Origin of the sequence: Rhizobium aethiopicum, from assembly GCF_014197535.1 — a bacterium.
GTDB lineage: Bacteria > Pseudomonadota > Alphaproteobacteria > Rhizobiales > Rhizobiaceae > Rhizobium > Rhizobium aethiopicum_A.
The window spans coordinates 16,922-36,124 of the sequence record NZ_JACIFV010000028.1; the positions used below are offsets into that span (position 1 = coordinate 16,922).

Consider the following 19,203-nt stretch of genomic DNA (forward strand, 5'->3'; position numbering starts at 1 on the left):
CGTGGAAAAAAAGGTTCTGGGATTGCTTCCGGCGCGAGGGGGATCGAAGGGGCTGCCGCGAAAGAATGTGCGGCCGCTGAACGGCCGTCCTCTCATCGATTGGGCGGGTAAGGCGCTTTCTGCCTCGTCATCTGTGCGCCGTGCTATTTGTAGTACGGATGACCCTGAAATCGCTCGAGCCGCGATAGCTAGTGGCCTGGAAGTACCGTGGATGCGGCCGCCGGAGATATCGCATGACTCGAGTCTTGTCGTGGACGTCATCCTGCATGCGCTGGATGCCTTGGCAAGAGAAGGTGATTTAGACTACGAGTACGTCGCGCTGGTGCAGGCAACAAGTCCCACGGTCACGACCGGTGATATCGATTCCGCTGTGGCGATGGCGATCACCAAGCAAGCAGATACGGTGATAACCGGCTTCCACGCCGGTCAAAGGCATCCGGCAACAATGTTCTCACTCTCGGCGAATGACGAGGTGACGTGGTTGTTGGACGACGAGCAACGGATGTCACGGAGACAAGATCTGCCGGACTACTTTATTCGGACCGGACTTGTTTATGTGATCAGCACAGAAACCCTCGTTCAGCGGCGATCGATCTATGGAGAGCGCATATTCTGCCTGGTCGTTTCCGAGGAACGGGCGCTGACCATCGACGAAGAACGTGATTTCCAAATAGCGGAATTTCTTTTGAGGAGATAACTCATGCCCGAATATCGCGGCGACGGCGACAGTTTTGAACGCAACTGGAACTCCACGGAGGAGGCCCATTACTTGCACTGGACGCGTCGTGAACCCGAAAATCAGATTCAGCTCGCATTCCGCCAGCATTGGAAAACTTTTCAAGAATTGCTTCCGGCGAATCTCGCTGGCAAACGTGTACTCGAGGTTGGTTGCGGGCGCGGATCTCTAAGTGCATATTTCGCGGATGCCGGGTGGGATTGTACTCTCCTCGACATCTCTCCGGCTGCGATCAATCTTGCGCGGGCTGCGTTCGAAGCACAAGGACTGAACGCAAGATTCGAGGTCGGCGACTGCCTCGACATGCCGTTTGAGACAGGCGGCTATGATTTGGTGTTCTCCATAGGTCTTCTGGAGCATTTCGAGGAGATTGAAAACGCAATAGGCGAGCAAGTACGGATCCTGGCGCCGAATGGTCTGTTCATTGGTTATGTTGTTCCACATATCCCTGAGAACGTGCAGAAAGAATATGCTTGGGTCTGTGATATTCTTAGGGCAATCTTACCGCTGACGTCCGCGCAGACGAAAACACCACTTTATAGATCCGATCAACTGTCTCCCCCCTATCTCGCTGCAATGGGGGCCGCGGGTTTGAAGAATGTTGGTGCTAGCGGGACTTATCCGCTTCCGATGATCAGCAATTCCCCGGACTTTCCCTTCACGTTGCTGCCTTCGGACGCTGAACGTGTTCTCGTGAAACATTTCGAGCTGATTCTCGAAACACGGCATCAGCAGACAGGCAAGAATCCTTGGCTTTGCCAAGAAGGAGACGGTCAGGCATTCCTCGTTTGGGGACAAAAAACCTGACCGGCGGACTTCCGTTGCAGGCTGTGCTCTAATTTGGAATGAGGAATAATGTGAGCGTTTCGTCGAATGCGGTCACCGTGCTGGCGAGCACGCTAATAAATTACAACGCCGTCGAGCCGTCGCTGCGAAGGCTCGATCAGGCAGGCGTAGAGACAATTCTTTTCGTTCCAGACCGATATAGAGAGTTTGTCGGGCAACGGTTGGGAAAGACATTTTCACGCATACGCAGCTACAATCAGCTACTATCCAAGGCGCGCATGATGCGCCTCGCGCACCGATACACAGAACTACTTGTTGCGGGACCTGAATTTTCGGAAACCTATCGTTTTCGAGAATGGGATCCTGCCTGTTCCAAAGCGGGACTGGCGGGCATTTCTCTTCGATTGAGATCGGCATTCCCCAGCGCACAGAGACAGTACGTCAATTCCTACCTGGAGCGTCTCTATGCTCCCTTCGTGCCGCGGGTTTTTCCAAGCAACAGGATATTGGTAGTCACTCGATCTGACATCCGTCATCTTTTGTGCCACCCCGATCTCGACGTCGTGTCCTTAATGGAGAGCTGGGATCACCCGCCAAAGGCGCCGATGGGCTATCGTTCGGATACGGCATTCGTCTGGAATCGCGCCCTCCAAAAAGATTGGCGTGAATTCCAGGGAGATGAGGACATTCGTATCGGCTATCCCTTCAAGTTGCGGTATGTTCTAGAGGGATTTCAAAAGCAGACCGTCGCCAGGAATGCGGTCCTTTATCCCGCATCCTTCAGCAAAAGATCGGACCCGATTTTTTTTGCGGCGGAACTGAGATTGCTTAAGGTCATATGCGAAGCCACCAGGAAATTGGGCATCGAGCTAATCGTCAAGCCTAAACCCAATGGTATTCGTGGTGAATTCGATGATCTGTTTGATCAAGGCACTCACGTCAGCATAGCTCCTTACAAGGATAACGACGGTTCAACCGGATATTTTTTGGACGAACAATACAATGCCGAACGATTGGAGCTTTTGTCCCGTTGTTTCGCCGTCATTAACTTGGGCACTACATTCGCAATCGACGCTGCAGCGGCTCGAATCCCGATAATTCAATTGCGATTAAATGATCCAGCCAGGTTTCCCGAGGTTACGCAAGCGAATCGTTGGGTGCATCTCGATAGGCATTTTTTCAGCAAACCGGAACTTCTATGCCAGATTTCAGAAAACGATAATCCTGTCGACAAGATAGCTCATTTTATTGAACATACGGATCGAGCGCAATCATTTTCCAACTATCTCTTCGAATGGATTTCCCCGGAGCAAACAGCTGAAGAAGCGATTAGCCATATCGCCCGGCGGCTGATGCAATGAGCTCTGAACAACTGACAGTACGCGAAAAAGTGTGCCGCAGCCTAGCGCGCCTTGGAAGGGGCGACGATTCAACGGTCATCATTTCAAACGGCCTCCAGTTTGCGCTCGCAAGCGTCCTTGCGCAACTATTTCCGCTTTTGTCCGTGCCTTTGATGGTGAGGACACTGACAGCTCAAGAGTGGGGTTTCTACACTATCCTCGTCCAAACCGGCTCACTTATGCAGGTTCTCGGGACGACATTATTTTCGCAGTCATTGCTACGTTTCTACGCCGCAACTGATGAAACCGATCGTCACAAGTTAATATGGACTTCCGTGCTGGCAGGAACCGCCTCACAGACAGGTCTCCTGGGTCTGCTGTGGATTTTTCGGCATTCCACGATTCGTGCGCTTTTTCCGAATGTCGATATACCGATAGATCCCGCCTTCACTTGGGCGATCTTCTGGTGGCTTTTTGCAACGTTCCGGACGCTTCTTATGACGGTCGCCAAGGTTCAAGAGAAACCTTGGCAGGTGCTGCAACTTACCGGTCTCTATGGCATAATCCTGCTGCCAGGGCTAACCTTAGTAGTGTGGGCGGATCTCGGCCTTATTGGCGCACTGCAGGTGCTGATAGCAGCGGAACTTGTAGGTGCAGTCGTCAATCTTCTTTTGACTTCACGTGAATTTAAAATTTCCTTTGACGTAGAAAGTCTTCGTCGCGGCGTCTACTTCTCACTTCCTCTGCTGCCCAGTTCTCTGATGACGTCGTTGCTGCTCAACGCAGATCGTATCGTTCTCAGCCGGTTCGCCAATCTGTCATTACAAGGTCATTACGCGCTTGGGTCAATGGTGGGAAGCGGAATGGCGGTTATCGTCACATCCTTCTGGTCGTCATATTCAGCGCGTGTGCTATCGGTGAAATCCAGTCGCGGTATCCGTTCCGCGGCTCAAACCGGCAAGGAGACGATGCATCTCGGAGTTAAGATTGTTGGACTGCCCGTGATCGGTCTTTGCTTACTGGGCTGGCCGCTATTTTACCTCATCACCAATGATCACGCTCAGCTTGCGATAGCCGCCGTAGCATCAATAGGCGTAGCGACTGGACATTTTTGTCGCTTCCTGACGCTGCCTGCGCAGCATTCCTTGTTCATGCAATCCAGAACTATTACTATGCTGTCCTTGAGCGCATGTACGCTTGTAGTGATGTTTATCGCGAGCTTTGTGCTGACCTTTGTTCTTGGTCCTATTGCGGTGGCGTTCGCCTTCGGCACAGCACATATTCTGATGGCGGTTCCATATTACAAGACCGCCGGTTTTGGTACAAATGTCGACCTATCACAATCTGCAGTATTGTATGGCGGCCTCATTATTGCTGCAGCGATCGCTGCGGCAGTCTTGCTTTCAAGCTTTTAGGACGGATCGACGCGTGTGGCACCGAGATCATGGTTGCCTCGACATAACTGGAACTCTTGAGAGGACCAGGGAATGAAGCGCAACCGTTTCACAGGCGGACAGATTATCGGCATTCTGAAGGAGCACGAGGCGGGCACGCCGGTCTCGGAGCTTTGCCGCAAGCACGGCGTCAGCGATGCCGGTATCTATAAGTGGAAAGCCAAGTTCGGCGGCATGGACGTGTCCGAGGCCAAGCGGTTGAAGACGCTGGAGGACGAAAACACGAAGCTGAAGCGGTTGCGCGATGCTCGACAATGCTGCTTTGAAAGACCTTTTGGGAAAGAAGTGGTGACGCCCGCAGCCCAGCGGAACGCTGTCGCTCATCTAATGAACCAACACCGGATGAGCGAACGGCGGGCGTGTAAAAGCCATCGGCGTTTGCCGGATGACGGTTCGTTACAAAAGTAGCCGTATCGATGACCATGACCTTCGCGGGCGAATGAAGGCATTGGCACATGAGCGCCGCCGCTTCGGCTATCGTAAGCTCCGGTGATTACCGCACCTGGCGCTAGTTGTGTGCAGGTTCAGCGGTCTGACTAGTCTGACTGAAGTGCCGCGACAGCTCTTGCAGTGCCTTGTCGCAACGCTCAGCAAGTCCTGGTGACCCCGTCATTTCAGTGTTTTTGCTCATCTGGTCGTCGTTGGCCGAAGAACAACGGCATCCGCATCGACCACCTGCTGCTGTCACCGGAAGCGGCCGACCGGATGACGTCGGCAGCTATCGAAAAACACGTACGGGCCTGGGAAAAGCCATCCGACCACGTACCAGTAATCGTCTATTTCGACTTCGCGGCCTGACATTCCGCGCCCTTGGCAGCGCGTCATTTCACGTGCGCGCGATGGAGACGCACGGTAACCGGCCGATTGCTACCGCGGAGATTTTGCTTTGATGCGGGCGACAAGTTCTTCGTCGTCGACAAAGCTGTCGAGGAAGTCGTCCCATTCCTGAGTTGAGCGGCGAGCATAGGAGAGCATTTGTTCCAGCTCCTCCATGCCGTCGTCTGTCAGTGCGATGACGGATTCGTCCTCGCCGTTGTAGACACTGATGATACTGCCGTAGGTCAGGTTGTCATCGTTGCTGACGATCGCCCGAAGAAGCTCTGGATCCTCGCCAAGAATTTCGGCGACATATTTGATGGTGCGGACATAAGTGACTGTCGCCATCAGGCCGCCTCGGCGCAGATGATGGCCACGGGTGACCAGTTCCAGGGGAGCAGTTCGTCGAGGCGATTGATCTTATGATCGTGGATACGGTCAAGCACATCGGCCAGATAGGCCTGTGGATCGAGGCCATTCATCTTGGCCGTCTCGATGATCGTCATGGCGCGCGCCAAGGTCTCCGCGCCGGTGTCAGCGCCAGCAAAAAGCCAATTCTTTCTTCCGATTCCAATCGGGCGCAGCGCCCGCTCGGCGGCATTGTTGTCCATTGCGACGCGACCGTCTTCCAGGAACAGGCAGAATGACGACCAGCGGCTCAGGCCGTACCGGAAGGCTCGCGCCAGATCACCCTTGCCCGGAATGCGGGTCAATTGCGCTTCGGCCCAGACACGCAATGCCTCGACTTTTGCGTTGCTGTGTTTTTGACGCGCGGCCAAGCGGATATCAGCAGATTGGCCCGCAATGTCGCGCTCGACGTCGTAAAGCGCACCGATACGGTCGAGAGCCTCGCGTGCGATCTCGGATTTGTTCGAGGTCCAGATGTCATGGAAGTCGCGTCGCCAGTGCGCCCAACATGCTGCCTCTTGGAAGCGAGATGTCCCATCCGCTCCAGGCTCATAAAGCTTCCCGTAGCCCTTGTAGCCGTCGGCTTGAAGGATGCCGCTCGCCTGCTTGAGGTGATGATGAACGTGGTCTTCCTTCCAGTCGGGAGCAAAGTAGTAGACCGCACCTGGTGGAGCCGCGCCCGCCCATGGCCGCTGATCGCGGACGTACGTCCAAATCCTGCCCTTCTTCACGCCTTTGCCCAACCCCTTGTCTCGCAGAGAACGGTCGAGCACCCGGATCGGGGTGTCGTCGGCATGGAGGAGGTCACTGCCCATGATCGCGGTCTCGATCCGCTCAATCAGCGGCTGGAGTACCTGCATGGCGCGACCGCACCATTCGACCAACGTGCTGTCGGGAATGTCGGCGCCCATGCGGGCGAAGATCTCGTTCAGGCGATAGAGTGGCAGGTGGTCGTCGAACTTCGAGACCAGGATGTAAGCCAGAAGGCCAGCACCTGCCATGCTGCCCGGTATCGGACGGCTGGGTGCCGGCAACTGCACCATCTTCTCGCAGCAACGGCAGGACTTCTTCAATCGAGCGACCTCGATGACCTTCATCTGCGCGGCGATCATGTCAAGGATCTCGCTGGCATCCTCGCCGACAAGGCGCAATTCGCCGCCACACGCAGGGCAGCAGGTGCCGGGATCGAGTTCCTTGCGCTCGCGAACTGCCTTGTCCGATACGCGCGGACGACGGCGCATTATTCTTTCGTGAGTGTTTGCCACCGACGCGACGGGCTTGGACTCATCGGCCTCATTGATCGGCTTCGTATCGCGCTCGGCCGCGGCGATCAAAAGATCTTCCAACGCCAGTTCGAGTTGTTCGATTTCCCGCTCGATCTTTTCCGAGGACTTGCCGAAGACCTGCTTCTTGAGCTTAGCGATGCGCAGCCGCAAGGACTGGATCAATTGGTCATGGGCCTGCAACGTCGCCGACATCTTCGCGTTTTCCGCCTGCAAAGCGGCGATCATTGCCTTCAGGAAGGCCGGATCGTCGGGAAGATTTTGGGTGGCGCTTGACATGGGTCTGACTACCATAAGTCAGGGCGAATATCCATAAAAACAACAGAATCAAAGGGATAAAATCAACCGACACGCGCCGGTGGAGCACCCCAGTTAGGACGCCGCCAATCGATGCCTTCCCATAACATCGCCATTTGTGCAGACGTCAGCCGAGCCGTTCCGTCGGCCGCCGATGGCCAAGGGAACCGTCCCTTCTGCAAAATTTTGTAGTACAGGCAGAAGCCCTGGCCATCAAAATAAAGGAGTTTCAAACGGTCGCCACGCCTGCCACGAAAGGCAAAGACTGCGCCACTCGTCGGCTTCTGGCGCAATACATCCTGCGCAAGCGCAGCCAGGCCCTCTATTCCCTTACGCATGTCGGTGACCCCGCAAGCCAGATATACCCGAACGCCCGTCCCTGGTCCGATCATGCCGCTTCCACAGCCTGGATAAGACGCGTCAGGGTGGCGGCATTCACGCCGCTGTCGAAGCAAAGACTGCGACCGCGGCTCAATCGCAACTCGATCATCCCAGACGGTTCCTGACGGTCCTCACCGCGCTCGATCTCCACGGCATTCATGTCCAAGGGAACAAACACCGCATTCGAGGACGGCGACAACAGTCCCTTCTTCTTCAGTTCACTGCGCCAGGTGTAAATTTGCTGCCGCGTCACATCGTGCCGATGAGCCACCTCCGTCACCGTAGCGCCAGAAACTCCAACCGACATGACAATGTCGAGCTTCTGTTCATCACCCCACCGACGCCGCCGTTCCTGCCCAAGAATTTCGACACGCATCCCATACCTCGCCGAAGACACGTCGCTTACGACGTCGTTAAAGACGTGTCTTAGGCCATCAAGGCCCTATCCGGCAGGCGGTAACAATCGGGCGGTTACGACGCACGGGTTGAATGCCGCGTGGCGCTGAACGGAAAGCGTCAGTCGGAACCGCTCGCGATTGCGTGCGACAGCGAAACTGCCGTGCGACGGTCGGCCTCATTGGCAACCGAGAAGGCCTGCTCCTGCAGCGCTTCCATCCAGCTGCAATCCTTGGGCTTGCAGCGGTCGAGAGCGGCAGTCATCAGCGCGAGACCGCGAGCCGTCTGGCCTTCGTCGAAAAGAATATTTCCGAAAATCGCCATGGCGCCGGGGTGGCCACTCTTGCGGGCCTGGTTCAACCATTTTTTCGCCTGCTGCGGACTAGCGTTGCCGCCCTCGCCGGCCAGCATCATCTGCGCCAGCTGGAACTGTGCTTCGGGAACGCCGAAGGTGGAGGCCACCTGGAAATAGAGCTGGCGCGCCTGAGTGAGATCAATCTTGACGGGGCTGCCGGCAATTCCATGCTTGTAGTAATTGGCGAGCGAGAGGAGCGCGTTGACGAAGAAGCCGGTATCTTCCGAGCCGGGTTCGACACCCTGCTGGGCGATCTCACTGTAGATCTTGAAGGCTTCGAAATCGTCCTGGGTGACGCCGTCGCCGTCGGCATACATGTTGGCGAGCGCCCAGCGCGAGCCGGTATGGCCCTTTTCGGCGGCGTATTTGTAGGCTTCGACCGCCTCCTCTTTCTGCCCGTTTTTGTAGGCCTTGAAGCCGAATTTGAACAGATCGAAAGGACCGGACTCCTTGCTGACGTCGCTCTTGATGTCGAAAGCGTGAACCGGGCCGGACAGCGATATTGCCACCCACATGCTCACCAGCATGAATTTGAACAGTTTGAACTCGGACGTTACCATTTCAACCGATTTCTTTCGTTCATCGCGCGTAGCCGGCGCTGACGCCAGGCATACCGCGGATGTATTCTTTCGAGGCGAGCGATCCCGCGGCGAGCTCCATGGCCCCTTTGCCCGCGTCGCATCCAGCCCATAGGCCTTTTCTCAAAGGCCGAATTTTCAGCACATCATTCAGGACCACCCGGTTCCCGGCACGGTCCGCCTGCAACCTTCTCGGCGCTCTTTCGACGGGCGCGCCATCCGCCTTCCCGCCTTTATCGCATTCGTAAATAGCAAATGTGACCAAACCGGTATCGACATCTGCCGTTAAACTCGCCTGCCTGTTCGACCGGGCAGAGAACGACGGCAATGGATGGATCGATGGCATGATCGTGAGGTCGAATTTATGGTCGCAATAGCCTTGTCCGGAAAGAAAAACGGCCGCAATCACGCGGCTGTCGCCACTTGCGCCGTACGATCTGCTGTTACCGGAAAAAAATCGACTCATGCTACTGATTACACGCACCGTAAGTCTGCCATCACCTCGCCCGCAAATACCGCTGCGCTCTCTTTGTGGCGGGAAATGGACAAATTCACCCCATCGCCACCATACGCATATTAGTGCAAGCAAACGAGTGATTATGGCGTCAATCGTCTGGCTCGGCCTCAGCAATCGTGTCGTTGGATCTCGTTCCATGGGTTCTTCGTATTGGTTTTGCGGGGCCGATTAAGCACCTAAGCACCGACGCAGGGGTCTCATTTATAAGGAGCTTGGTCGAGCGCTTGAGATCGGCAATTAGGGTATCGAAGACCGGGTGCAGTTCGAACGCTGACCAACCTGATCAGCGAGTATGGAGCGGTCGAGGTCGATGCCTTGGAGGCTCATGATCCAGGCCTATCAAAGACGCGGAAGATGGCCGGCGTATTTGGACACAAGCACATGAGCGGTGGTCACTTCTGTCGGCAATTCAACTTGGATCAGTCGTACGCGGACTGGAGCCTGAGCAACGCCATCGGTGCATCTATGTGAAAATCGTGCAGCTCACTTCGCTGAGAGCAAGCGAGAAGAGCGCCACGAACATCGGTAATGCAAAGAGGACAACAACCTAATGCGTTTGTCGGTGTGGCAGGAGGCCGTAATCCTTGTGCCTTCTGCGAGATGCTCAGTTGAGATTATAGTATCGCTTGAACCAGGAGATGAACTTCGGGATGCCTTCGTGTATACTGGTAGTCGGTCGATAGCCGACAGCCTCAGTTGTTTCGGTCACGTCGGCATAAGTGGCTTTGGTATCGCCGGCCTGCATCGGCAAGTATTCGATGTCGGCCTTGCGTCCCATTTCCTGTTCAATGATGGCAATGAAGTCCATAAGGTGTTCACTTCGCGTGTTGCCAATATTGAACACCCGTGCCGGAGGCTCATATTTATCGGGCTCTGGAGGATTATCCAAGCAGGCTAAGATGCCTGTGACGATGTCATCGATAAATGTGAAATCGCGTTTCATCTGCCCGTCATTAAAAACCGGGAGTTTCTTGCCTTCAGCAATTGCCTTTGTAAAGATAAAAAGCGCCATGTCGGGACGCCCCCACGGGCCATAGACGGTAAAAAAACGCAAGCCGGTCTGCTTCAATCCGAACAAATGACTGTAGCAGTAGCTCATCAGCTCATCCGAGCGCTTCGTCGCAGCATAAAGTGAAATCGGGCGGTTGACGTCATGTTGGACTGAATATGGCAATTCAGTGTTACCGCCATATACGGAACTCGAGCTCGCATACACGAGATGCTCGAAGCCCTCAGTGTGTCGACACATTTCGAGTATGGTGACATGCCCCATGCAGTTGCTCGTGATATAACTGTATGGGTTCTCAAGAGAGTAGCGGACTCCCGCCTGCGCGGCTAGGTGAACAACGCGCTTGAACGGTCCCTGCTCCGCCCAAACCTTTTCCATCGCTGCCTTGTCTGAGATATCACCGTAGACGAACGTGAAATTCTCGAACTTCGCAAGTTCGGCTAGCCGCGCATGCTTGAGTGTTGGGTCGTAATAATCATTGACGACATCGTAGCCGACGACGATTTCGCCGCGCTCAAGAAGACGGCACGCGGTATGAAAACCGATGAAGCCTGCGGCTCCCGTTACAAAAACCTTGCACATTAAAGGCTCCAGTTCAGGCGTTTCGAGGCGTCGAGAGCGTCCTTGTCTAGGACAGATTTGACGTCGATGATAACCCCGCCCTCTACAACCTTGGAAATGTAAGAATTGAATTCACTTACATAGCTTTCATGTGGAACCGCAAGGATCAATCCATCCAGCTGATCAAACTCTATGAGGGGCCGCAGCACCACATTATACTCCTCGTGAGCCTCTTCGGCTGAAGCCAACGGGTCATGCACTATTGGCTCAATGCCGAACTGTCGTAGTTCCCTAATAATATCCGGAACGCGACTATTTCTTAAATCTGGAACATTCTCCTTGAACGTCAGTCCGAGAATGCCAATCCGAGCGTCGTTCAGCGGACGCTTTGCGGCAACCAGCATCTTGATCATCTTCTGGGCTACAAAGGCGCCCATGCCATCGTTGATGCGTCGCCCGGACAGGATCACTTGCGGATGATATCCCAGCGATTCAGCCTTTGCGGTCAGGTAGTAAGGATCAACTCCAATACAGTGCCCGCCAACGAGTCCGGGGCTGAACGGAAGAAAATTCCATTTGGTGCCGGCAGCAGCCAGGACCTCGCTAGTACGTATATTCATTCGCTCGAAAATGATGGCAAGCTCATTCATGAGAGCTATGTTTAAGTCCCGCTGTGTATTTTCAATAACCTTTGCTGCCTCCGCCACCTTAATTGACGATGCCTTGTAAATCCCAGCGTCCACAACGGCTTCATAGACGGCGGCAATCTCGTCCAGGCTTTCCGCCGTGTCTCCCGATACCACCTTCGTTATCGTCTTAAACGTGTGCTTTTTGTCACCTGGATTAATGCGCTCCGGTGAATAGCCGAGGTTGAAGTCCACGCCTTGGCGAAGCCCCGAGAGTTCGGAAAGGATCGGCCCACATATCTCCTCGGTCGCGCCAGGAAAGACCGTCGATTCGAAAACGACGATATCGCCGACCTTGAGTAACGAAGCCACCGTTCTAGACGCAGCGATGAGGGGCGTGAGATCCGGTTGACGATTTTCATCTATAGGTGTGGGAACCGCCACGATGTAAAAGTTACAATCCTTCACATCGGCGACATCATAGGTCAGTTTGAGACATGAGTTTCGCAGGACCGCACCATCGACCTCCCCGGTTACGTCCTTGCCAGCTTTCAGGGTCTCAATACGGTATGTTTTGACGTCGAATCCCACTACCATCGGAAACTTTTCTGCCAATGCCACCGCAACGGGCAAACCGACATATCCGAGACCGATGACAGCTATCTTTCGGGCCATCATGTTATCCTCATTCTTTGCCACCACACCTTGCGTGGCACCTAAACGATATCTTCAAAGAAAGCTAGGCTAAGACCGCATCCACCATCTCACAGAAGCTTGGACGTTCGCGACTTGATGTTAAAAAAGGAGTTCGTGCATCGCCGTTGTGAGTGCTGGATGACCCCGGATGAAATATGGTGCTGGCCTGCTCGCCACCTTGGATGGCTGCAGGGCCCCAGACGGCCGTACTCGATTCTCGCAGACACGGACAAGTAGCGACCGCGCGGCTGACGAGATTACCAAACGAATTGGCTCTCGAGATCTCCAAACGTGGCTTCTAGCAAGGCAGCTGGATGGCCTTGTCGTTGAGACCTGGCGGGCTAATGCCTTGTACTCGCCGCGGTACGTGACGGTCGACGACACTCGCAGCATTCCCACAGTTCCGCGTGTTTGAGCGAATCGCATTCTCAATGCTGCTCGTGGGGATGGCCTCAGCTATCCGTCTATCCTGCTCCTCACCTACGGAGCGAATATATAATCTATGGGAGGGTGGGCCGTAATCAGTAGGCGTTGGCAGGAAGCCCTTGTGTTCCAAGGTCTGGTGCAAATCGCAGGCAGCGACATCAAGGTTCTCGTGATATCAAAAGCGGCGCCTTCGGGGAACTGTTTGAGCAGCTTCAGGCGGTTTGAAAAATGTTCTCGCGTTATGTGCTGCGGTGCTTCTCGCAAGAGGGACTGAGGCTCCGCCATAGGAACATCCAGCGCTTTAGAAAGGTGTCTTCCTTGCGGTTACCAAAGAAGAAAGTACCCATTCTTCAGGCAGTTGTTCACTCGCACCTGGAGTGGACGATCAAGCTACCGCCTTCCGTGCGAATTGTCGTGGATCACTCGGTCGATGAGAAGATCGAAGTGTGACCGATAACACTTCTTGGTGAAGGGTTCATTTTGGCGCATGAGCCAAATAGGATCTCCAGGAACTGTCCGCGATTCTCGAATTTCGCCGTGCCGTGCTTCAGCGCCTCTTGAAACTCGTGCGGGATCTCCAGGATATGGCAAATCTCGCACTGTTTACGACGTGGACTATGATGGAGAGACGACTTCATGGCGCCATCTACAGGCGTAGATCCGGCATCGTCCACCGCCTTTCTTGACTGCACTTTACGTCAAGTTCACACATTGGAGGCGTCTCGCGGGGTACTTATGACTCGCGACACCTGTGCAGCTTGGCTGAGCTTAAAAACGAACCGAGGTTGAAGTTGGTGCTCCGCTCCATCGATCATCTGTCGTGCCGAGGACCGACGGCGTCAAATCATCGTTGCCTCGGCCGCCTCTCCAGTCGCGGTCAAAAACTGAGGCCACGGCCACGGCTAATAGCGCGCTGCCGCCTTTCCGCGAGGATCTGCTGACTGCTTTCCGTGCGCACGGTCTGCTGCAGGACCTTAAACCTCTCCTGCATCGCCGCAAAGGCATGGCGCTGCGCCGGCGGCCACGCAGGCGGCCAAGCCGATCAGGGCTCACGGCAAGATCGTCGGCGAGCCTGCGGGGTTCGGTGCCGGCCTCTGAAGCAAGCGCATTCAGGGCGACAAGTGCGCCATCCGGATCGCGATAGATCTTTTCCAGCACCGGTCGCAGCAGCGTTTCCCGTTCCTTCCACACTGGGGATGACAACTGCGCCAACCGCGCATCTTCATTGAGGCTTCTGGCGAAGTCGGTGGTCGGCGGGATCAGATAATGGGCTTTGCCGGCGTTTGCGCCCGAGGTGGGCTGGGGTTCAGTTGGGTGGGATTCAGTTCGCACCTCGCTATAGGAGACGCGCCGTTCCCGCTCGATCGCAAAGCCGAGCGCCATGCTTGCCCGCTCCCAGAGCTTTTCCACCTGCTGTCGCTTTGCGGCAATCCACGCAAAGCGCCGCGAGATGTCCCCCTCGATCTCGGCCGCAGCCAGCGAGAGATGATCGAGCCCGCGGCGGCGAGCGAAGTCCTCGGCATGGGCCCGATAGCCGGCCTCGCTTTCAAAATCGAGCGTCGTCGTCTTGGCGCCGGAGCGCGATAGTCGCTCGACGAGCGGCTTGAACAGATCCGGCCGATGACTTTCCCGCTCGATGCGGTCCTGGCGGGCTTCGGCGGTTTCGATCTGCCTGGCCGTCCAGATGTTGCGGTCGACCTCCCGCTCCTCGTAATGCTTTTGACCTGTCTCTTCATCGACAACGGCAATCTGGACCTTGACCCTTTCGACACCGTCCTTGCGCAGCATGACAGTATCGCCTTCAGAAACACCACCCTCTTCGAGCGCCTTCGGCAGGCTCACGCCCCACAGCCGATGGACGGTTCCGTCGTCGGTCCTGACATCGGCATAGGGGCTGTCGTCGGCATCCTCGTCATCAGGCCGGAATTTGGCCTCTCCGGTTTCGACAAGCTCGCCGGTCACGCCGGCGGCATGATCGACACGCGGCTTGCGCCCCCATTCCGGCTTTGGCTCAAAATCCTCCTTGGCTGCATAAAGATCGACGCGATCGCGATGCCTCGTCATCGCCACATAGGTCAGGTGTTGGTCCATCATGCCGGTGGCAAGCACGAAGGTGCGCTCGACGGTGGTGCCCTGAGCTTTGTGGATCGTTGCGGCATAGCCGTGATCGACATTGCGATAGCTGTCTTCGCTGAAGACGACTTTATGGCCATTGTCGAGACGAACCGACATCAGAGCTTCGCCGCGTTTGTCACCGGTGGAGATGACCGTGCCGAGGATGCCGTTCTTGACGTATTGCGGACCATAACTCCTGGCCCGGGGCTCGAGGAAGCGGGCGTTCTCCAGGAAGATGATGCGGTCGCCTACGGCGAACCCCCGCGCCCCGCGTGCGGTCTGGAAGGTGCGGCTGTCAGAAAGCGCACCCTCGCCGGCCATCACCGCACGCAGCGCCTCGTTCAGCTTGCCGACATCGTCATTGGTGTGGGCAAGCACGAGCAGTTCGTCGCCGCGCAGCCTGCCATCCCTGCCCTCAGCAACGGATCGACCGATTGCCTCTCTGCGCGCCTGGCTCCAGTCGCTAACAATCCGGTCGATCGTTTCCGCGCGCGTGCCCGCCTCGGCGAGGTGACCATGCCGGGCATAGGCGTCGAGACCTTTCTCGATCTCGCCGCGGGCAAAGAGCCGCGAGGCCTCACGCGCCCATTCTTCGCGCTGGCGGCGCACGCCGGCAAGTTCGGCAAAGCCGATGCGGTCGCTGATCGCCCGAAAGGCAGCGCCCGCCTGGATCGGCTGGAGCTGCATGGCGTCGCCGACGAGAACGACTTTCGCGCCCGCCGCCTCGACGATGTCAAGCACACGGGCCATCTGCTGCGACGCCACCATGCCGGCTTCATCAATGACGAGCACATCACCGCGATGGAGCGTGTCGCGCCCATTCGCCCAGGCCAGTTCCCAGGCGGCAAGTGTGCGTGACTTGATGCCGGAACTGTCTTCCAAGCCTTCCGCTGCCTTGCCCGCAATGGCGGCACCGATCACCCGACGGCCTTTGCGTTCCCAGGCAAGGCGGGCTGCCGCCAGCAGCGTCGACTTGCCGGCGCCGGCAAGGCCGACAACAGCCGCTATGCCGCTGTCGCCGGTGACATGACGGATGGCATCGACCTGCTCCGCATCAAGCCTGAAGGGTTTTGCCGGGTCGCCGGTCTCGACGTTTTGAACAGCGGCGGCCACTTGGGCACCGGAGATACCGAAGCCCTTTCGTTCCGAGAGAACCTCAGCCGAGCGCGCCATGTCATATTCGATGCGCAGGATCTCGCGCGTGGTGAACACCGCCGGCGCGACCGCCTTGCCGGTCTCAGCCTCGAACTCCTGCGGCTTCAGCATCACCAGTTCATCCGACGCCATCAGCCGGGCGCGGATATTCGTGAAGTCTGCCGGATCGTCGACATAGCGGTGCAGCGCCTTGGCGATATCCCTCTCGTCGAAGGTGGAGCGCTCGTTGCCGAGCTGCTTCAGCAACAGCTCCGGCTCTGCCAGCAGCCGGTCGGCCATCTCCTGCCGGCGGGCGAGATCGGCCGGCGCGAAATAGAGCTCCCTCCTCTTTCGCGCCAATGCCGCCTTCTCCGGCCCGAGGTGCCTTTGCGCGATGCCGTCGAAACCCTGTTCGGCATAGGAGCGGCCATCGAGGCGGATCTCATGACCGGCAAGCGCCAGATGCCGGTTGGCTGTTTCCGCCCAGGCGATCTTCCAGGCCTTCAAAGTTTCCTTGTCGCCGGCCCAGCGTTCATAGATGATCTTGCCGGTGTTCTTGCGACGTAATGGCTCCCCATTTCCCCCTAAAACAGGAGAGTTTTTCGGACCAAAGCCATCTTCGGTCAACGCCCGCAATGTAGTCATCATATGGATGTGTGGATTACCGTCCTTGTCATGATAGACCCAATCGGCGACAATTCCCGTCGCGGCAACAGTGTCCCGCACAAACTCGCGCACCAGCGCGACGTTCTCCACCCTCGTCAGTTCCTCCGGCAGCGCGATGATCAGCTCGCGGGCGAGCCTCGCGTTCGCCTGCGTCTCGAACGCCTCGACGGCATTCCACAGTCCCTCGCTCGCCCTCGCTACCGAAGAGCCGTCGATCAGCTCGCGCAGCCAAGCGGGAATGTGCTCAGGAAACGCCAGTTCCTCATACACCAGCTCTGGACTCCCGCCGCGATAGCTGAAAGATCTGCCCACCTGGTGATCCGTCATTCGTGTGCGATGACGATAGGCGGCGGCGGCGACGACGCTGCGTCCGGCACCCCTGCTGATTACCTGCGCTCTGACAAACATGATCGCCAATGATGTCTCCTGCCCCTTGAACCAAGTTGCGCCAGCGAGCCGGAAATAGATGGAGCGAAGGGGCCACCGCCCGTCCACAACGTGTTTCAAGGCTTTTTTTGCAACCGCGCAGCTTTCGATCACCACAACCTATGTCATTTTACTGCTTTATTCAAGTTAGTATAAGGCGCAAGTTTCAACTGCCTGTTTTAAGCTCCGCGGGTTGAGGTACAGAGCGACCAAGCGCATGAAAAGCTGGAAACCCAAGCAAATGGCCTAAGCCGTGCAGAACTTGTCGTGGACGGTGCAGGATCTTTCGCCTATCGATGGTGCTATGAAGTCATCCCTCAACCATATGCCGCTCCGCAAACAACGCGAGATTGGCCGTATTCTGGAGATCCTCCACGAGGAATTCGAGGATGCGTTGAGGGACGGTACGGCCGAGTTCAAAAAGCGCGGCCGGATCCTGAAGATCATCCTGTTCGGCTCATACGCCAAGGGCGGCTGGGTGGACGAGCCCTTCACGATGAAGGGTTATCGTTCGGATTTCGATCTCCTCATCATCGTCAACAACCGCAAGCTCTGTGAGTTCGCCGAGTACTGGCACAAGGCCGCCGACCGGCTGATTCATGAAAAGACGATCGAGACGCCGGTAAGCTTCATCGTCCACTCCAGGCGAGAGGTGAACAACTATCTTAAGGAAGGGCAGTACTTCTTTTCCGACATCCGGCGGGAAGGCATCGTTCTCTATGAACTCGACGATGAGCCGCTTGCTGAATCCAAACCACTCTCGACGGCTGACCGATATCGGGTCGCGAAGGAGCACTTTGATCAAAGGTTCAATGAAGCGATGGCTATTCTCGAAACGGCGAAGTTCCAACTTAGCAAATCAGTAAAGACTGGTGACGCTTGGAGAAATTGGGCTGCATTCAGTCTTCACCAATCGCTCGAACAGGCCTACTCGTGTCTTCTGCTGACACTCACTAATTACGGCCCGCCGTCCCACAACATCAAATTCCTCCGCTCACTCGCAGAAGAACAGGACCGTCGTCTTGCCGAAGCTTTCCCTCGCGATCAGCAACGTGAGCGGGCCTGGTTCAATACGCTGAACGAGGCATATGTGAAGGCGCGATACTCGAAGCATTTCGAGATAAGCGAGGAGGCTCTCGGATGGCTTGCACAACAAACCGCTTTATTGCTTGAGCTGGTCAGGACGGTTTGCTCCGAGCATCTGGCGAAGCTTCAGCGGCCCTCCCAATGATGTCCTCGGCAGTTCGTGTGTTCGCTAGCTAAGTGTGTGGCGACGCGGCAATGTCCGAGCAAGGATTAAGCAAACAAGAAGTCCCACGACTGCAGGCTTGAAAGAGCCACGTTCCGTAGCATTATGGTGTTTTCGGAATCGGCCGTGATAATTGTATCACTGCCGGACTGTTCGGTTGCGGCAAATAGCGATTCCCAGTCGGCGAAAATATTGTGATCGATCGAGATCGCGTCATGTGCGGAGCCGGTTGCCACGAAGTTCGTGATCGTATCGTGGCCCCAGTTCGACGAATAAACGAAGACGTCGGCTGCCGCGCCACCAGTGAGGGTATCGTTGCCGGCGCCACCAGTCAGCGTATTAGGACCACTGCCGCCGACGATAACGTTGTTCAGCGCATTGCCCGTGCCTGCAAAGGGCCCCGTGCCGATAAAGGTGAGGTTCTCGACATTGATCCCCAATGCGTAGGCGGCCAGGTTGGTTCGAACCGTGTCGATTCCTGCGTCGGCGGCTTCGGTGACGATGTCACCGGCATTATCGACGATGTAGGTGTCGTTACCGGCGCCGCCGATCAGGGTGTCCGCACCTGCCCCACCGTTCAGCGTGTCATTGCCGGCGCCGCCGGTGATCGTATTATCAAGCGCGTTGCCGGCGCCGCTGAAGTTGGCGGATCCGGTATAGGTCAGGTTCTCAACATTGTTGCCGAGCGTATAGCTGACAAGCGCCGTCCGGACCGTGTCCGTCCCTTCGTTGACATTCTCGATCACCACATCGGTCGCGATATCGACCACATAGATGTCGTCGCCAATCCCACCCAGCATCGTGTCGGCACCAAACCCGCCGATCAAAGTGTCGTTGCCCGCAGCGCCTATAAGCTTGTCGGCAGCGACACCCCCGATGATAACGTTGTCGAGCAGATTCCCTGCACCGGTAAAGGCTGCCGTTCCGATATAGGTGAGGTTCTCGACA

General features: G+C 56.4%; 14 protein-coding genes and 4 pseudogenes. 7 read left to right on the forward strand and 11 right to left on the reverse strand.

All coding sequences use genetic code 11. The features are described from left to right. Position 1: 1 nt before the first annotated feature. The 6 genes and pseudogenes from GGD53_RS26800 to GGD53_RS26825 all read left to right on the forward strand — a co-directional run. Entirely contained in the window at positions 2-697 is a 696-nt protein-coding gene (locus tag GGD53_RS26800) for a cytidylyltransferase domain-containing protein (protein ID WP_184459767.1), read from the forward strand. Positions 698-700: 3 nt separating this feature from the next. Continuing rightward, positions 701-1,543, forward strand: a complete 843-nt coding sequence (locus tag GGD53_RS26805) for a class I SAM-dependent methyltransferase (protein ID WP_184459768.1) — start codon at positions 701-703, stop codon at positions 1,541-1,543. A gap of 50 nt (positions 1,544-1,593) precedes the next feature. Further along, on the forward strand, positions 1,594-2,883 hold the full coding sequence (locus GGD53_RS26810; RefSeq protein WP_184459769.1) for a hypothetical protein: 1,290 nt from the start codon (positions 1,594-1,596) through the stop codon (positions 2,881-2,883). After that, entirely contained in the window at positions 2,880-4,277 is a 1,398-nt protein-coding gene (locus tag GGD53_RS26815) for a lipopolysaccharide biosynthesis protein (RefSeq protein WP_184459770.1), read from the forward strand. The genes GGD53_RS26810 and GGD53_RS26815 overlap by 4 nt, the downstream gene beginning before the upstream one ends. 72 nt (positions 4,278-4,349) lie before the next feature. Beyond that, positions 4,350-4,803, forward strand: a pseudogene (locus GGD53_RS26820) (transposase); the annotation flags it as partial. 155 nt (positions 4,804-4,958) lie between these two features. Further along, positions 4,959-5,114, forward strand: a pseudogene (locus tag GGD53_RS26825) (exodeoxyribonuclease III); the annotation flags it as partial. A 69-nt stretch (positions 5,115-5,183) separates the two neighbouring features. On the opposite strand, the gene GGD53_RS26830 reads toward GGD53_RS26825, so the two are convergent. From GGD53_RS26830 to traA, 10 genes and pseudogenes are all read right to left on the reverse strand, one after another. After that, positions 5,184-5,480 carry a hypothetical protein gene (locus GGD53_RS26830; RefSeq protein WP_184459771.1) on the reverse strand — a complete coding sequence of 99 codons (297 nt, stop codon included), beginning with the start codon at positions 5,478-5,480 and terminating at the stop codon, positions 5,184-5,186. Continuing rightward, positions 5,480-7,102: an IS66 family transposase gene (tnpC, locus tag GGD53_RS26835; RefSeq protein ID WP_184459772.1), complete on the reverse strand. Its 1,623-nt coding sequence runs from the start codon at positions 7,100-7,102 to the stop codon at positions 5,480-5,482. The genes GGD53_RS26830 and tnpC overlap by 1 nt, the downstream gene beginning before the upstream one ends. Positions 7,103-7,164: 62 nt before the next feature. Beyond that, positions 7,165-7,512 (reverse strand): IS66 family insertion sequence element accessory protein TnpB, encoded by a 348-nt coding sequence (gene tnpB, locus GGD53_RS26840; protein ID WP_090301671.1) that lies wholly within the window; start codon positions 7,510-7,512, stop codon positions 7,165-7,167. Further along, positions 7,509-7,877, reverse strand: coding sequence for an IS66-like element accessory protein TnpA (tnpA, locus tag GGD53_RS26845; protein WP_184459773.1), 369 nt, complete (start codon positions 7,875-7,877; stop codon positions 7,509-7,511). The genes tnpB and tnpA overlap by 4 nt, the downstream gene beginning before the upstream one ends. 140 nt (positions 7,878-8,017) lie before the next feature. Further along, positions 8,018-8,812 (reverse strand): exopolysaccharide production regulator ExoR, encoded by a 795-nt coding sequence (exoR, locus tag GGD53_RS26850; protein ID WP_088396397.1) that lies wholly within the window; start codon positions 8,810-8,812, stop codon positions 8,018-8,020. Between the two features lie 19 nt (positions 8,813-8,831). Beyond that, a complete protein-coding gene (locus GGD53_RS26855) occupies positions 8,832-9,296 on the reverse strand; it encodes a hypothetical protein (protein WP_184459774.1) in 465 nt (154 codons plus the stop codon). Between the two features lie 229 nt (positions 9,297-9,525). Then, positions 9,526-9,809, reverse strand: a pseudogene (locus tag GGD53_RS26860) (IS66 family transposase); the annotation flags it as partial. Between the two features lie 142 nt (positions 9,810-9,951). Further along, positions 9,952-10,938, reverse strand: coding sequence for an NAD-dependent epimerase/dehydratase family protein (locus GGD53_RS26865; protein ID WP_184459775.1), 987 nt, complete (start codon positions 10,936-10,938; stop codon positions 9,952-9,954). After that, positions 10,938-12,221 carry a nucleotide sugar dehydrogenase gene (locus GGD53_RS26870; protein WP_210303357.1) on the reverse strand — a complete coding sequence of 428 codons (1,284 nt, stop codon included), beginning with the start codon at positions 12,219-12,221 and terminating at the stop codon, positions 10,938-10,940. Before GGD53_RS26870 ends, GGD53_RS26865 begins: the two co-directional genes overlap by 1 nt. A 1,464-nt stretch (positions 12,222-13,685) precedes the next feature. Then, positions 13,686-16,997 (reverse strand): annotated as a pseudogene (traA, locus tag GGD53_RS26875) (Ti-type conjugative transfer relaxase TraA); the annotation flags it as partial. Positions 16,998-17,310: 313 nt separating this feature from the next. Here traA and GGD53_RS26880 point away from each other — a divergent pair. After that, positions 17,311-18,237 carry a nucleotidyltransferase and HEPN domain-containing protein gene (locus tag GGD53_RS26880; protein WP_184459776.1) on the forward strand — a complete coding sequence of 309 codons (927 nt, stop codon included), beginning with the start codon at positions 17,311-17,313 and terminating at the stop codon, positions 18,235-18,237. Between the two features lie 65 nt (positions 18,238-18,302). Here GGD53_RS26880 and GGD53_RS32000 read toward each other — a convergent pair. Beyond that, the coding region (locus GGD53_RS32000; RefSeq protein WP_281413934.1) for a calcium-binding protein at positions 18,303-19,203 on the reverse strand (901 nt) is incomplete at its 5' end.